Source organism: Mycobacterium appelbergii, from assembly GCF_032883035.1.
In the GTDB taxonomy this organism is placed as follows: domain Bacteria; phylum Actinomycetota; class Actinomycetes; order Mycobacteriales; family Mycobacteriaceae; genus Mycobacterium; species Mycobacterium appelbergii.
This window is the reverse complement of record NZ_JAMQTH010000009.1, coordinates 46,298-60,793: the sequence shown is the minus strand read 5'-3', so window position 1 is coordinate 60,793 and position 14,496 is coordinate 46,298. Positions and strand designations below refer to the sequence as shown.

Here is a 14,496-nt window from a genome sequence, read left to right as displayed (position 1 = left end):
TATGCCCCGCCGCCACCGGGCCTTGTCCTGCGGCAATTTGTGACTCTGGGACAATGGTCGGCGGTGATATGAGCATGCAGACGACCGAACTCACGACATCCCTGACCCCGAGCGCATCGGCGCAGGCCGTCGTGGACCTCGGCGCGATCGAACACAACGTGCGACTGCTGTGCGAGCATGCGGGTAAGGCCCAGGTCATGGCCGTGGTCAAGGCCGACGGCTACGGCCACGGCGCGGTCCCCGTCGCCCGGACCGCACTGGCGGCCGGCGCCGCCGAGATCGGTGTCGCCACCATCGGCGAGGCCATGGCCCTGCGGGCCGGCGGAATCACCGCCCCGGTGCTGGCCTGGCTGCACCCGCCGGCCACCGATTTCGCACCGGCGGTCGCGGCCGACGTCGAGGTCGCGGTGTCCTCGCTGCGCCAACTGGACGATCTGCTGGCCGCGGTGCACCGGACCGGCCGCACGGCCGTCGTCACCGCGAAGGTCGACACCGGGTTGAGCCGCAACGGAGTCAGTGCGGCCGACTATCCCGCCTTGCTGGCCGCGTTGGGCCGTGCCCGCCTGGACGGCGCGATCCGGCTACGCGGCATCATGACGCACCTGGTGCACGGCGACGATCCGGACAACCCGTTCAACGACCTGCAGGCGCAGCGGCTGACCGATATGCGCGACCATGCGCGTGACCAAGGGGTGCCGTTCGAGGTGACGCACATGTGCAATTCGCCCGCGGCGATGACGCGCCCGGACCTGGCTTTCGACATGGTGCGCCCCGGCATCGCCGTGTACGGCCTCAGCCCCATCCCTGGCCTCGGCGATATGGGCCTGCGGCCTGCGATGACACTGAAATGCCCTGTTGCGCTGGTCCGTTCGGTACGTGCCGGGGACGGCGTGTCCTACGGTCACCTCTGGGTGGCCGACCGGGACACCACGCTGGCACTGCTGCCGATCGGCTACGCCGACGGCGTGTACCGCTCCCTGAGCGGACGTTTCGAGGTGCTGATCAACGGCAGGCGCCGGCGCGCCGTCGGACGCGTCTGCATGGACCAGTTCGTCGTCGACCTCGGGCCCGACGCGTCCGATGTGACCGAAGGTGACGATGCCATCCTCTTCGGGCCGGGCACCCAGGGGGAGCCGAAGGCGCAGGACTGGGCCGATCTGCTCGACACCATCCACTACGAGGTGGTCACCAGCCCGCGCGGTCGGGTCACCCGGACTTATCTGCCGGCAGGTCAGCACCGTTGAGCCGTAATACAGGCTGGCTCGCCGGCGCGGCAGGGCTGACCGCTGTGGGTGCCGTCGCGGGTGCCTCGCTGGCACGATCTCTCGGTCGGCGGATCAGTGCCGAGGATCCGTACGCCGGCGAGGATTTCGAGATGCTCGACGCCGACCGCAGCTCGGTGGTGACCACCGCCGACGGGGTGCCGCTGGCAGTGCGCGAGGTCGGCCCCGCCGACGCTCCGCTGACGGTGGTGTTCGCCCACGGTTTCTGTCTGCGGATGGGCGCGTTTCACTTTCAGCGGGCCCGGCTCGCGCAACAGTGGGGCCCACAGGTGCGGATGGTGTTCTACGACCAACGTGGCCACGGCCGGTCCGGGGCCGCCCCACCGGACACCTACACCGTCGAACAGCTGGGTCAGGATCTGGAAGCAGTGCTGGCGGTGACGGTCCCGCGTGGCCCGGTGGTACTGGTCGGCCACTCGATGGGCGGGATGACGGTGCTGTCGCATGCCCGGCAGTTCCCGCAGCGCTACCGGTCGCGGGTGGTGGGGGCCGCGGTGATCTCGTCGGCCGCCGAGGGAGTGTCCCGGTCGCCGCTGGGCGAGATCCTGCGCAACCCGGCGCTGGAAGCCGTCCGGTTCGCCGCCCGGTACGCCCCGAAGACCGTGCACCGCACCCGCGGCGCCGCCAGGTCGGTGATCGCCCCGATTCTGCGGGCCGCGTCCTACGGTGACGAGAGGATCAGCCCGAGCGTGGTGGAGTTCTCCGAGGCGATGATGCATGCGACCCCGATCGCCACCCTGGTGGAGTTTCTGCACGCGCTGGAGGTGCACGACGAAACCGCAGGCCTGGCGGTGCTGGCCAACGTGCCCACGTTGATCGCCTGTGGTGACCGTGATCTGCTCACCCCGATGGAATACTCGGAGGCCATGGCCGCGCAGCTGCCCCGCTCGGAGCTGGTGATCGTGGGGGGAGCGGGCCACCTGGTACAGCTTGAGGAGCCCGAGGTGATCGACGACGCGCTGGTCCGTCTCGTCGAGCGGGCCACCCCCTCCAAACTGGTCACGCTGACGCGGCGGGTGCGGAATCGGGTACGGCCCAATGGGTGAGCGCATGGCAGGTACGGCCGAACTCCCCACAGCCGAGGACACCATCGCGCTGGGTGCCAGCTTGGGTGCGGGCCTGCGCGCCGGCGACGTGGTGGTGTTGTCCGGTCCGCTCGGAGCCGGAAAGACCGTGCTGGCCAAGGGGATAGCTCAGGCGCTGGATGTCGACGGTCCGGTGGTGTCGCCGACATTCGTGCTGGCGCGCCTGCACCGGGCGCGCCGTGCGGATCGTCCGGCCATGGTGCACGTGGACATGTACCGGCTGCTCGACCATCCCGGTGCCGACCTGCTCGGCGAACTTGACGCGCTCGACCTCGATACCGATCTCGACGACGCGGTGGTGGTGGTCGAGTGGGGCGAGGGTCTGGCCGAACGACTTTCCGAACGTCATCTGGACATTCGCATCGAACGTGGTTCGGGTACCGATGTCCGCATCGTGACCTGGCAGTGGAGCCGGCCGTGACAACCGTGATTCTGACCATCGACACCGCTACTCCGGCCGTCAGCGGGGGCGTGGTACGCCTCGACGACGACGGCACCATCACCACGTTGGCAGAGCGGGTGACCGTCGCCCCCCGCGCACACGCCGAGCAACTCACCCCGAATGTGCTTGGTGCGCTGGCTGATGCGGAACTTACTGTAGGGGATGTGGCCGCGGTCGTCGTCGGTTGCGGGCCGGGGCCGTTCACGGGCCTGCGGGTGGGGATGGCCAGCGCCGCCGCGTTCGGACACGCACTCGGGGTGCCGGTGCACGGGGTGTGCAGTCTCGACGCCATCGGCATCCACACCACCGGTGAAGTGCTGGTGGTCACCGACGCCCGGCGCCGCGAGGTGTACTGGGCGCGGTACCGCGAAGGGGTGCGGGTCGGCGGACCGTCGGTGAACGCGCCCGCCGATGTGCCCGTGGACGCCGCGGCAGTGGCCGGATCACCCGAGCACACCGCGCTGTTCGACCTGCCCCGGCTGGAACCGGTGTATCCGACGCCGGCCGGACTGGTGGCCGCGGTGGTGGATTGGGCAGGACCCGCGCCGCTGGTTCCGCTGTACCTGCGCCGGCCCGACGCCAAACCGGCGGCGCCCCGATGAGCATCACCTTCGACGCGCTCACCCGTGCCGACGCACAGCGCTGCGCGGATCTGGAGGCCAAGCTGTTCGCCGGTGACGACCCCTGGCCGGCGCGCGCATTTCTCGGCGAACTGGCCGCAGGTCACAACCACTACATCGCCGCCCGCGCCGAGGGCACCCTCGTCGGCTACGCCGGGATCTCCCGGCTGGGCCGGACCAAGCCCTACGAGTACGAGATCCACACCATCGGCGTCGATCCCGACTTCCAAGGCCAGGGCATCGGCCGACGGCTGCTCGATGACCTGCTCGACTTCGCCTCGGGCGGAATGGTTTTCCTGGAAGTGCGAACAGACAACGAACCGGCGATCAAACTGTACGAGAGTGCCGGATTCACCAACATCGGGCTGCGTAAACGCTACTACCGCGCCAGTGGAGCCGACGCCTACACCATGCAACGACCTCCCCGAGGGAGCCCGACGTGAACATTCTCGCCATCGAAAGTTCCTGTGATGAAACGGGAGTCGGCATCGCCGCCGTCGCCGAGGACGGTCGGGTCACTCTTCTCGCCGATGAGGTGGCCTCCAGTGTCGACGAACACGCCCGATTCGGCGGCGTCGTCCCGGAGATCGCCTCGCGCGCCCACCTGGAAGCACTCGGCCCTACCATGCGTCGTGCGCTGCAGGCCGCAGGCATCGCCAAACCCGATGTCGTCGCCGCCACCATCGGCCCCGGCCTCGCCGGCGCGCTGTTGGTCGGGGTGGCCGCCGCGAAAGCCTATGCCGCGGGCTGGAATGTGCCGTTCTACGCGGTCAACCACCTGGGCGGCCACCTTGCCGCCGACGTGTACGACCATGGCCCCCTGCCCGAATGCGTGGGACTGCTCGTGTCGGGTGGGCACACGCACCTGCTGCATGTGCGTTCGCTCGGGGAGCCGATCCTCGAGCTGGGCAGCACCGTCGACGACGCGGCGGGGGAGGCCTACGACAAGGTGGCCCGGTTGCTCGGGCTGGGCTATCCGGGCGGCAGGGTGCTCGACGAGCTGGCCCGCACCGGGAACCGCGACGCGATCGTCTTTCCGCGGGGGATGACCGGGCCGCGCGACGATCCGTACGCATTCAGCTTCTCCGGCCTCAAGACCGCGGTCGCGCGGTATGTGGAGTCGCATCCGGAGGCGTCGCAGGCCGACGTCGCGGCAGGCTTCCAGGAGGCGGTCGCGGATGTGCTGACCCGCAAGGCCGTGCGCGCCGCCACCGAACTCGGAGTGTCGACGCTTCTGATCGCCGGTGGCGTGGCGGCCAATTCGCGGTTGCGTGAACTGGCCGAGCAGCGCTGCGCCGAGGCGGGGTTGACGCTGCGGGTGCCGCGACCGCGGTTGTGCACCGACAACGGCGCGATGATCGCGTCGTTCGCCGCCCACCTGATCGCCGCCGGTGCGTCGCCGTCGCCACTGGACGCAGCCAGCGACCCTGGCCTTCCGGTGGTGAAGGGCCAGGTGGCGTGAATTTCACTCCACCAGTGCCGGATTCGGTTTGTTGGTCGGTGCGCTTGTGGCTGACGGCGGTGGCCGCCGGTGTGCTTGAGGCCTTGATCTACGTCCTGACCAGCCCGGGTTACGACGTCGCGGTCCAGCTGCCGGTGCGGGTGGTGATCTATCTGCTGGTCACTGCGCTGATCCTGCGACTGCGTCGTGGCCAAGGTTGGGTGCGCATGGCGCTGGCCATCCTGCTGGGTGGGTTCGGACTGCTCTCACTGCTAGTCGAACCGGTGTCCTGGTGGATGGCAGGCGGTTCGCCTGCGGCGTTCCTGGCAGACGCGGACACCGCGACCCTCGCGGTGGTAGCCGTGCGCGTGGTACACGTGGCATCCGTCCTCGTTGCGTTGACCTTGATGTACCGGCCGACGGCCAACAGGTTTTTCCGGCGCAGTCCTTCGAAGGAGTCTGTTGCATGACGCAGACCGACGAACTTGCCTCGCGACTTGCGGTGACCGAGCTGCTCTACCGCTACGCCGAGCTGATCGACGCCGGTGACTTCGACGGCGTCGGGCACCTGTTGGACCGGGCCACGTTCGCCGGCGCCGCCACGGGCGCCCAGGCCATCGCGAAGCTGTTCGCATCGACCACCCGCCGCTATCCCGAGCATCAGAACACACCACGGACCCGTCACCTGGTGCTCAATCCCATCGTCGACCTCGACGGCGAGCGGGCTGACGCGCGCTCCACCTTCGTCGTCGTGCAGCACACCCAGACGGTGCCGCTGCAACCCATCGTGGTCGGCCGTTACTTCGATGCGTTCGCCCATGACGAGCACGGCTGGTACTTCACCGAGCGCAAGGTTGACGTCGAGATGGTCGGGGACGTATCGGCGCACCTCATGCTCGACCCGAGCGCGTTCGGTCGTTAATCACGGGGCACCCTTGAGTGCTAGCACTCTCATGTATAGAGTGCTAGGTGGCACGCGGCCAACCCCCAGCGCCGGCACCCGCGACGACGGAGCGAGGGCACGGACGCATGCCGAACACCTGATTAATCGGCATCCGGGAAATCTTCCCGGATCCACACCCAAACAAGTGGAGGGCTCCATCGTGGCGAGCGTGAACATCAAGCCACTCGAGGACAAGATCCTCGTACAGGCCAATGAGGCCGAGACCACGACCGCTTCTGGTCTGGTTATCCCTGACACCGCCAAGGAGAAGCCGCAGGAAGGCACCGTCGTCGCAGTTGGCCCCGGCCGCTGGGATGAGGATGGCGAAAAGCGGATCCCCCTGGACGTTGCCGAGGGCGACACCGTCATCTACAGCAAGTACGGCGGCACCGAGATCAAGTACAACGGCGAGGAGTACTTGATCCTGTCGGCCCGCGACGTGCTGGCTGTCGTCTCCAAGTAGTTCCGCAAGGATCTCGTGTAACCGCCCCGGAAGTCCCCGCGCCATGCGGGCGAAGTCCGGGGCGGTATGCGTTCTACCCCGCGATTCGGGGAAATAGGAGTCAGAAAAAGGACTTATGAGCAAGCAGATTGAGTTCAACGAAACAGCGCGTCGCGCCATGGAAGCCGGTGTCGACAAGCTCGCCGACGCCGTCAAGGTCACGCTCGGCCCGCGAGGCAGGCACGTGGTGCTGGCCAAGGCGTTCGGTGGCCCGCAGATCACCAACGACGGCGTCACCATCGCCCGCGAGATCGATCTCGAGGATCCGTTCGAGAACCTGGGCGCGCAGCTGGTGAAGTCGGTGGCCACCAAGACCAACGACGTCGCAGGTGACGGCACCACCACCGCGACGGTGCTGGCGCAGGCCGCCATCAAGGCCGGGCTGCGCAACGTCGCTGCCGGCGCCAACCCGATCGCGCTGGGGGCAGGCATCGCCAAGGCCGCCGACGCGGTCTCCGAAGCGCTGCTGGCCTCGGCCATCCCGGTGACGGACAAAAGCTCCATCGCCCAGGTTGCCACGGTGTCCTCACGCGATGAGGAGATCGGTGAGCTGGTCGGCGAGGCCATGACCAAGGTGGGCCACGACGGTGTGGTGACGATCGAGGAGTCCTCGACGCTCAGCACCGAACTGGAGATCACCGAGGGTGTCGGCTTCGACAAGGGCTTCCTCTCGGCCTACTTCGTCACCGACTTCGATTCCCAGGAAGCGGTCCTCGAAGACGCGTTGGTGTTGCTGCACCGCGACAAGGTCAGCTCGCTGCCCGACCTGCTTCCGCTGCTGGAAAAGGTGGCCGAGGCGGGTAAGCCGCTGCTGATCATCGCCGAGGACGTCGAAGGCGAGGCGCTGTCGACGCTGGTGGTCAACGCCATCCGCAAGACGCTCAAGGCCGTCGCCGTCAAGGCGCCGTTCTTCGGTGACCGCCGCAAGGCGTTCCTCGACGATCTCGCCGTCGTGACCGGCGGCCAGGTGGTCAATCCCGACGTCGGCCTGGTGCTGCGGGAGGCCGGTCTTGATGTGCTGGGCTCGGCCCGCCGTGTGGTGGTGACCAAGGACAGCACGGTGCTCGTCGACGGTGGCGGTGCTGCCGAGGCGGTCACCGATCGCGTGAAGCAGTTGAAGTCCGAGATCGAGAACACGGACTCCGACTGGGACCGCGAGAAGCTGCAGGAGCGGCTGGCGAAGCTTGCCGGCGGCGTCGCGGTGATCAAGGTCGGTGCGGCCACCGAGACCGACCTGAAGAAGCGCAAGGAAGCGGTGGAGGACGCCGTCGCGGCGGCCAAGGCTGCGGTCGAGGAGGGCATCGTCACCGGCGGCGGTGCCGCACTGGTGCAGGCCCGTGCGGTGCTGGAGAAGCTGGGTGCCGAGCTCAAGGGCGACGAGGCGCTCGGCGTCAAGGTGTTCTCGTCGGCGTTGTCGTCCCCGCTGTACTGGATCGCCACCAATGCCGGGCTGGACGGCTCGGTCGTGGTGAACAAGGTGAGCGAACTGCCCACCGGGCACGGCTTCAACGCGGCCACGCTGACCTTCGGCGACCTGGCCGCCGACGGCATCGTCGACCCGGTCAAGGTGACGCGTTCGGCGGTGCTCAATGCCGCATCGGTGGCCCGCATGGTGCTGACCACCGAGACCGCGATCGTCGAAAAACCGGCTGAGGAAGAAGATCACGGGCACGGCCACCACGGCCACGCTCACTGATCTGGCACTACAGAGCACCCCCGACCACCAGGTCGGGGGTGTTTTGTTTCGGCGAATAAGCTCGGCGCGGGCCGGCCGCGGTCTCACCGGATCCACAGCCCTGTAGGCAATCTCAACGATGACCTGGGTGCCGCTGTCGGGACGAGCACCTCAGGTGTTCGGGCCTACCCGAAGTGACCGGCGATGAGTTTTCAGGTCGCCGCCGGTCAGTACGGTCATGACTGACGACACCATGAGAACCGCGCGCACCATCGCCGCGCCGGCCGAGACCGTGTTCGCGGTGCTGGCCGACCCGACGACCCATCAGGCGATCGACGGCACCGGCTGGGTGCGGGAATCGCTCGACGGCAAGCCACTGACCGAAGCCGGCCAGGTCTTCCGGATGGCGATGTACCACGACAACTACGGGGGCATGCACTATGAGATCGCCAACCGGGTCGAGATCTTCCAGCCACCGCGCGCGATCGCGTGGCTGCCGGGCCAGGGCAGTGATGACGACAACCTGGAATTCGGCGGCTGGATCTGGCGCTACGATCTCGAACCGGTCGGCGATGATCGGACCGAGGTCACCTTGACCTATGACTGGTCGGCGGTGCCGCAGGCCACCCGCGAACACATCGGGTTCCCGCCGTTCGATGGCCAGCATCTGGACAACTCACTCCAGCACCTCGCGGAGTTGGCGCAGGATCGGGCGTAGGGCCGGCACGGAGTTCTGCTGCCGAGGCACTCCCGGATCCGGTTGGTGCGACGTATTTTCGTCTCGACGGACCATGAGATTGCTTCCACAGTGCCGCGGTGGTACTTAAAGACATGACCTATCCGCCTGACCCGTTCCCGTCGGCGGGAAGCGTTCCAGACCCTCACGTGAATCCCTTTGGTGGTAACCAGCCCCCGCCCCCGATGCACCCCCCGCATCAAGGTGGTGGACCTCCGTATTCTACGGCGGATCCACGCTCATACGGCCCCCCGTGGCCTCCGGGATATCACGCCGGATATCAACCGGTGCCGCCACCGTATCCGGTGTGGCCACACCCTCCGCTGCCACCACACCCTCCGCGCAAAAAGCGGCGGGTCTGGTTGGTGCTCATCGTGGTGGTCGCCGTTGTCTTCGTCATCGTGGGCATCGGCGGTGCGATTGCGTGGTGGTTGAACCGGGGTGGTGACGAAGTGGTCCGGTCGTCGGGGCCCAGCGCCAATCCCGCTGCGGGGCCGTTGCCGGCGTCGGTGCCGCCGCTGGGCGATGTTCGCCCGCCGACCGATATCGCGTTGCCCTCGCTCGAGCAGCCGATTGACACACCGCGCTGGACCTACAAGGTCGGCATCGATGAGGCTGTGCTCGGTGGTGACTCCTACACCGTGGTGGTCGGGTCGGATGAGGGAGTGATCGCCTTGGACGCCTCCTCGGGAGTGCCGCGCTGGTCCGAACCGATCAAACCGCCCGATATCAATGTCAACGAGATCAAGAAGGGCAAGTGTGTAATCGCCCGCGCGGCAACGACCATGGGGTGCGCGCTCAACGTGAATCTCAGCACGGGACAACCCGAAGTGCTCGCGTTCTTCGATGTGGCGACGGGACGCACTCTGAGTCAGACCACGCTGCCGGGGGGACAGATCAGAAATATGTCCCGGAGTGGCGACGGAATCGCTGTTGTTCTCGATCGTGAGCTCGTCGCGTATGGGTCGGACGGCACTGAGGCATGGCGCGTCGATCACGACGGCGACGCCGTGGTATTCGGTGATCAAGCGGTCATCGTCACCAGGCGTGCCGTCTACGACGCAAGTACCGGAGCCCCCATAGTTTCGGGGGTGAACGTGGTCGGCAAGACCGCCTTCGCCTCGGGATTCGCGCTGTCGGACGGGAACTCGATCAATTTCTACGACTTCAGCGGCAGAAACACGGCCTCTCTGGCCAGCGATGGTTACCGCCTGCTCGACAATGCACGGGGCGACGCCCGGTCCAATCAAGACTTGTACGGCTCGTCAGGGTTTAACTATCCGCTGGCCTACAACGACGCCACAGGTGATCTTCGTGCGTTCGACGGTGCATCCGGACGTGTCCTGTGGACACGCCCCACCGGTCAAGACTTGACCTTTCGGGTCCAGGGATATGGCAGTGACACGTTGTGCCTGATCGGTGTGAGCCTTCTCAACGACACCGGCTTCATGAATATGAAGGTCCAGCCTTGCCAGGCTGACAGTGCCAACCCGTTCGTACGGGTCTCGGAGGTGAACTTCCTCGGATCCGACGGCACCCGGCTACTTGCGGTGGATTCCCGCGATCTGGTGTGTGTGGACGGGGTTACCGGGAAAGAGTTGTGGCGGAAGAAAACCACAGACTTTCCGCACGGCGTCTGGGTGGGCAATCGGGCGTACACCACCTACAACTCGACGGTGACTCGTTGGATTTGACCCGGACATCGGCAGCACCTCAGTGCCTGGCCGCGGCTTTTGTATTTGTAGGCTGACAGGCTGAAGTGTCCTGATCTTGGCGAACCGGTTATCGGACCGAGACCACGACACTTCCCGCGGCGGGGCGGTTTTTGACGGTATGTAGCTCACAATTCGGACATGACGGTGCCGGCGCGTGGGGTCTCGCGTCAGACGTTTCTGCGGGGCGCCGTCGGCGCGCTGGCCGCCGGCACGGTTTTCGGGTCGAGCGCGGCCAGAGCCGAGCCGCCGCGTACCTCCGGCTGGGGCGATCTCTCCTCGGCGATCAACGGACGCGTGATCCTGCCGGACAACGGGCAATTCGCTTCGGCCAAAAGTGTTTTCAACACCATCTACAACGACCTGACGCCCACGGCGATCGTCACTCCGGCATCGGCGGCGGACGTGCAGAAGGCGATGACCTTCGCGGCTGCCCATAACCTCAAGGTTGCTCCGCGGGGCGGTGGGCATTCCTATGTGGGCGCCTCGACGGCGACGGGAACCATGGTCCTGGACCTGCGTCAACTGCCCGGTGACATCGACTATGACGCCGCCACCGGGCATGTCACGGTGACACCTGCGACCGGTCTGTACGCGATCCACCAGGTGCTGGCCGGGGCCGGCAGGGGGATCCCGACCGGTACCTGCCCGTCGGTCGGCGCGGCCGGGCACGCCCTGGGTGGAGGATTGGGCGCCCAATCGCGGCACGCGGGCCTGATGTCCGATCAACTGGTGTCGGCCACGGTGGTGGTGCCCGGCGGCGCGGCGGTCACGGCGTCGGCCAATGAAAACCCCGATCTGTTCTGGGCGTTGCGCGGTGGCGGTGGCGGCAATTTCGGGGTGACGACCGCACTGACCTTCGCCACGTTCCCCACCAGCGATGTGGATGCCGTGAGTCTCAATTTCCCGCTGGAGGCGTTCGCGCAGGTTCTCCTCGGGTGGCAGAGCTGGCTGCGTACGGCCGACCGCAACAGTTGGGCATTGGCCGACACCATCACCGACCCGCAGGGCGCCCACTGTCGCATCCTTGCGACCTGCCCGGCCGGTGCTGGGGACGCCGTCGCGGGCGCCGTCGTCAAAGCGGTCGGGCTACAACCGGCCGGGGTGGATAAGCACCGGTTCAATTACCTGGACCTGGTCAAGTACCTGGCCGTCAACAACCTCAACCCCGCACCGCTGGGCTATGTCGGCGGATCGGATGTTTTCTCGTCGATCACCCCGGCCGCCGCGCAGGGGATCGCCGCGGCGTTCAACGCCTTTCCCGACGGCGCAGGCCGTCCGCTGGTGATCATGCATGCGCTCGACGGAGCGCTCGCGACCGTGGCGCCCGGAGCCACCGCCTTTCCCTGGCGGCAGCAGTCCGCCCTGGTGCAGTGGTATGTGGAAACCTCCGGATCCCCGGCGCCGGCTGCCAACTGGCTCCGCACCGCACACCAGGCGGTGGCGCCGTACTCGGTCGGCGGTTATGTGAACTACCTCGAGGTGAACCAGCCGGCGTCGCGGTATTTCGGCGCCAACATGTCCCGGCTGACCGCCACCCGGCAGAAGTATGACCCGGGCCGAGTCATGTTCTCGGGCCTGAACTTCTGAGGGCGCCCGAAGCCCGGACCTAAGCCCGGTCCTAGGTGTCGGTCAGTATGAGATCGGCTGCGCGCCAAGCCATCGCCATCGCCGGGCCGTTGAGGTTGCCCGACACGATCGTGGGCATCACCGAGCAATCGACGACGCGTAGGTTGCGGACGCCGCGTACCCGTAACACGGAGTCGACGACGTCGTCGTCGGCCGGTCCCATCGCGCATGTGCCGACGGCGTGGTATCCGCAATAGCCTTCGTCGAGCGCGGCGGCGAGCACGGCCTCGTCGGTGACAATGGCGCTGCCCGGCCGGGTCTCGGCGAGAAGGTAGTCCGCGATGGGAAACTCGCTGAACAACCGGCGCATGGTGCGGAATAGCGCCACGCCTTTTTCGCGGTCGTGCGCGGTCGTGAAGAAGCGCGGGTCGATGTCCGGCGGCGCATCCGGATCGGCGGATGTGATAGTCACCGAGCCTTCGCTGTCGGGCCGAAGAACGTATCCGATGGCCTGAATCCCCGGTTCCCGCTCGACCGACGGAGCTTTGCCGGGCTGCACAGGTGCCAAAGAGAATGGCGCCATCAGTATTTGGGCGTCCGGGCGCGTGAGTTCGGGTGATGTCTTGAAGAACGCGGCGATGTCGAACGCGGCTCCCGCCAGCGGACCACGCCTGGTCGCAAGGTATTTGGCGGTGGTCACCGCCTGACGCAGCGGTGTGCTCAACTGGTGGTTGTAGCCGAGGGGCCGATTGAGCCGGAACTGGATCGCGAAGCAACGGTGTTCCCGCATGCGGCGGCCGACGTTGGGACTGTCGGCGATGGTGTCGATTCCCAGGCCCCGCAGTAACGAACGATCACCGACTCCGGACAGTTGCAGCAACTTCGGGGTGGAGATGCTGCCGAGGGACAGGATGACCTCGCGCCGGGCCGTATAGCTGACCGTGGCACCCCGTGAGGTGACGGCGTCCACGCCGACGGCCCGGTCGCCTTCGAACAGCACCCGATTCACCGTGGTGTCGGTGGCGACCCGAAGGTTCGCACGGTGAGTGACCGGGTGGAGGAACGCGTGCGCAGCGCTGACCCGGCGGCCGTTCTTGATGGTTCGGGGTGCCGGACCGATGCGTTCGGCGTCGCCGCCGTTGATGTCGTCGGTCGGCGACCAACCCAGGTTTGCGCCGGCGATGATGACGTCATCGCAGATCTGTGGGCGGTGGGTGTCGACGGAAATCCCCAGCGGCCCTCCCGATCCCCGCATCGGATCGGCGCCCAGCTCGTGGTTCTCCATGGCGCGGAAGATGGGAAGGATGTCGTTCCAGCCCCACTCCGGATTTCCCAGCGCAGCTATCGCGTCGTAATCGGCTGCACTGCCGCGGTTGTAGACCATCCCGTTCACCGAACTCGAACCGCCAAGGGTCTTTCCGCGCACCCAGTATTCGACGGCCTGCGAGGGTCGCGACCAGACCGGGAACTGCCACGTGATCTTCGGATTACCCAGGATCTTGCCGACACCTTTGGGGATCCGGATCATGGGGCTGCGGTCCCGGCCACCGGCCTCGATGAGAAGGACGCTGTTCCCGGGGTGCTCGGAGAGTCGGTTGGCCAGGACGCAGCCTGCCGAACCGGCGCCGACGATGATGTAGTCGAAAGCAGTCATAAGGTGGGTGTGTTTGAAGGTACGTCCGCCACGCTGACTCAACGTGGAGGGGATGTCAATGCATGGCGGCGAACTCCGCGATGGTCTCAGAACGGGGTGGGAGCGGTGTTCCGGTAGATCCCGTCGATCTGTTCGGGTTGATCGCGGATGCCGAACTCGCGGGCGATAGGAGCCAGCACCTCCCGATCTTTCGGATGGAGTCCGTCGAAGCAGATGGTCTCACCGTCGCGGTGAAAGGTGACCCAGAGCTGAAGGCGGTCACGCCACTGGCCGTCATTCGACTCCCGCCAGCAGACGTACCGGGCAGTGGCCCGCCGATACGGCCACGCGTAGAGATGACCGCGGGATCGTTCGGCGATGGCTCCCTGTTCGTAAACGTGTACCTGCGCGCCCTTCCGCAGAAACAGTCCGGCGAGCAGTGGGACAGCCAGGAAGAGCGCCAGGCCGAGGAAGATCACCCCGGTGATGCCGGATACCAGCATGCCTACCGTGGAGGTGCCGATGGCGCTGTCGCCCCAGGGCGACGCGTCGTACGCCATCTTCAGGAACGGGAACGGTACGACCAGCAGCAGGAGCAGAGCGACGCGCATGCGCCGGTCATAGGCCCGGTTGACCCGGTACGAGCAACGGTAGGGGCCGTAATCCTCCTCCTCAGCGATCGCCGCGGCACGCGGGGTGGGGGTTCGACCAGTCACCGGATTCACCTCCCTCCTGGTCGCCATGGGTCGTCGGTGTATCCCATCACGACGATCCACATGCCGCCCCGTGGGCGTGCGCGAAGGTGCTCGACACCGCGTACCCGGCGGACGAGGATGCCAGCCAAGGAGCGGATTC

15 protein-coding genes are annotated in these 14,496 nt (G+C 66.9%); 13 read left to right on the top strand and 2 right to left on the bottom strand.

Annotated features, from left to right (window positions below):
* The first annotated feature begins 74 nt into the window (after positions 1-74).
* The 13 genes from alr (at position 75) to M1247_RS20995 (ending at position 12,029) form a co-directional block, all read left to right on the top strand.
* Complete coding sequence (gene alr, locus M1247_RS21055) at positions 75-1,244, top strand: alanine racemase (protein WP_317158583.1); 1,170 nt, start codon at positions 75-77, stop codon at positions 1,242-1,244.
* A complete protein-coding gene (locus M1247_RS21050) occupies positions 1,241-2,329 on the top strand; it encodes an alpha/beta fold hydrolase (RefSeq protein ID WP_317158333.1) in 1,089 nt (362 codons plus the stop codon). Before alr ends, M1247_RS21050 begins: the two co-directional genes overlap by 4 nt.
* Entirely contained in the window at positions 2,322-2,789 is a 468-nt protein-coding gene (gene tsaE, locus M1247_RS21045) for a tRNA (adenosine(37)-N6)-threonylcarbamoyltransferase complex ATPase subunit type 1 TsaE (RefSeq protein WP_317158332.1), read from the top strand. The genes M1247_RS21050 and tsaE overlap by 8 nt, the downstream gene beginning before the upstream one ends.
* The gene (tsaB, locus tag M1247_RS21040) at positions 2,786-3,412 is read left to right on the top strand and encodes a tRNA (adenosine(37)-N6)-threonylcarbamoyltransferase complex dimerization subunit type 1 TsaB (protein ID WP_317158331.1); all 627 of its coding nucleotides are present in this window, start codon (positions 2,786-2,788) and stop codon (positions 3,410-3,412) included. The genes tsaE and tsaB overlap by 4 nt, the downstream gene beginning before the upstream one ends.
* Positions 3,409-3,873 (top strand): ribosomal protein S18-alanine N-acetyltransferase, encoded by a 465-nt coding sequence (gene rimI, locus M1247_RS21035; protein ID WP_317158330.1) that lies wholly within the window; start codon positions 3,409-3,411, stop codon positions 3,871-3,873. Before tsaB ends, rimI begins: the two co-directional genes overlap by 4 nt.
* Positions 3,870-4,892 carry a tRNA (adenosine(37)-N6)-threonylcarbamoyltransferase complex transferase subunit TsaD gene (gene tsaD, locus M1247_RS21030; RefSeq protein WP_317158329.1) on the top strand — a complete coding sequence of 341 codons (1,023 nt, stop codon included), beginning with the start codon at positions 3,870-3,872 and terminating at the stop codon, positions 4,890-4,892. Before rimI ends, tsaD begins: the two co-directional genes overlap by 4 nt.
* A 14-nt stretch (positions 4,893-4,906) precedes the next feature.
* Positions 4,907-5,341 carry a hypothetical protein gene (locus M1247_RS21025; RefSeq protein WP_317158328.1) on the top strand — a complete coding sequence of 145 codons (435 nt, stop codon included), beginning with the start codon at positions 4,907-4,909 and terminating at the stop codon, positions 5,339-5,341.
* Positions 5,338-5,793, top strand: coding sequence for a nuclear transport factor 2 family protein (locus M1247_RS21020; protein WP_317158327.1), 456 nt, complete (start codon positions 5,338-5,340; stop codon positions 5,791-5,793). The genes M1247_RS21025 and M1247_RS21020 overlap by 4 nt, the downstream gene beginning before the upstream one ends.
* Positions 5,794-5,974: 181 nt before the next feature.
* The gene (gene groES / locus M1247_RS21015; RefSeq protein WP_003892970.1) at positions 5,975-6,277 is read left to right on the top strand and encodes a co-chaperone GroES; all 303 of its coding nucleotides are present in this window, start codon (positions 5,975-5,977) and stop codon (positions 6,275-6,277) included.
* Positions 6,278-6,392: 115 nt separating this feature from the next.
* Positions 6,393-8,012, top strand: a complete 1,620-nt coding sequence (groL, locus tag M1247_RS21010) for a chaperonin GroEL (RefSeq protein WP_317158326.1) — start codon at positions 6,393-6,395, stop codon at positions 8,010-8,012.
* A gap of 217 nt (positions 8,013-8,229) precedes the next feature.
* Positions 8,230-8,709 carry an SRPBCC family protein gene (locus tag M1247_RS21005; RefSeq protein WP_317158325.1) on the top strand — a complete coding sequence of 160 codons (480 nt, stop codon included), beginning with the start codon at positions 8,230-8,232 and terminating at the stop codon, positions 8,707-8,709.
* Positions 8,710-9,101: 392 nt separating this feature from the next.
* A complete protein-coding gene (locus M1247_RS21000; RefSeq protein ID WP_317158324.1) occupies positions 9,102-10,421 on the top strand; it encodes a BamB-related PQQ repeat family beta-propellar protein in 1,320 nt (439 codons plus the stop codon).
* A 159-nt stretch (positions 10,422-10,580) separates the two neighbouring features.
* The gene (locus M1247_RS20995) at positions 10,581-12,029 is read left to right on the top strand and encodes an FAD-dependent oxidoreductase (RefSeq protein WP_317158323.1); all 1,449 of its coding nucleotides are present in this window, start codon (positions 10,581-10,583) and stop codon (positions 12,027-12,029) included.
* Positions 12,030-12,060: 31 nt separating this feature from the next.
* Here M1247_RS20995 and M1247_RS20990 read toward each other — a convergent pair whose 3' ends face one another.
* Positions 12,061-13,662, bottom strand: coding sequence for a GMC family oxidoreductase (locus M1247_RS20990; RefSeq protein WP_317158322.1), 1,602 nt, complete (start codon positions 13,660-13,662; stop codon positions 12,061-12,063).
* Positions 13,663-13,748: 86 nt separating this feature from the next.
* Positions 13,749-14,357 (bottom strand): hypothetical protein, encoded by a 609-nt coding sequence (locus M1247_RS20985; RefSeq protein ID WP_317158321.1) that lies wholly within the window; start codon positions 14,355-14,357, stop codon positions 13,749-13,751.
* Between the last annotated feature and the right edge of the window lie 139 nt (positions 14,358-14,496).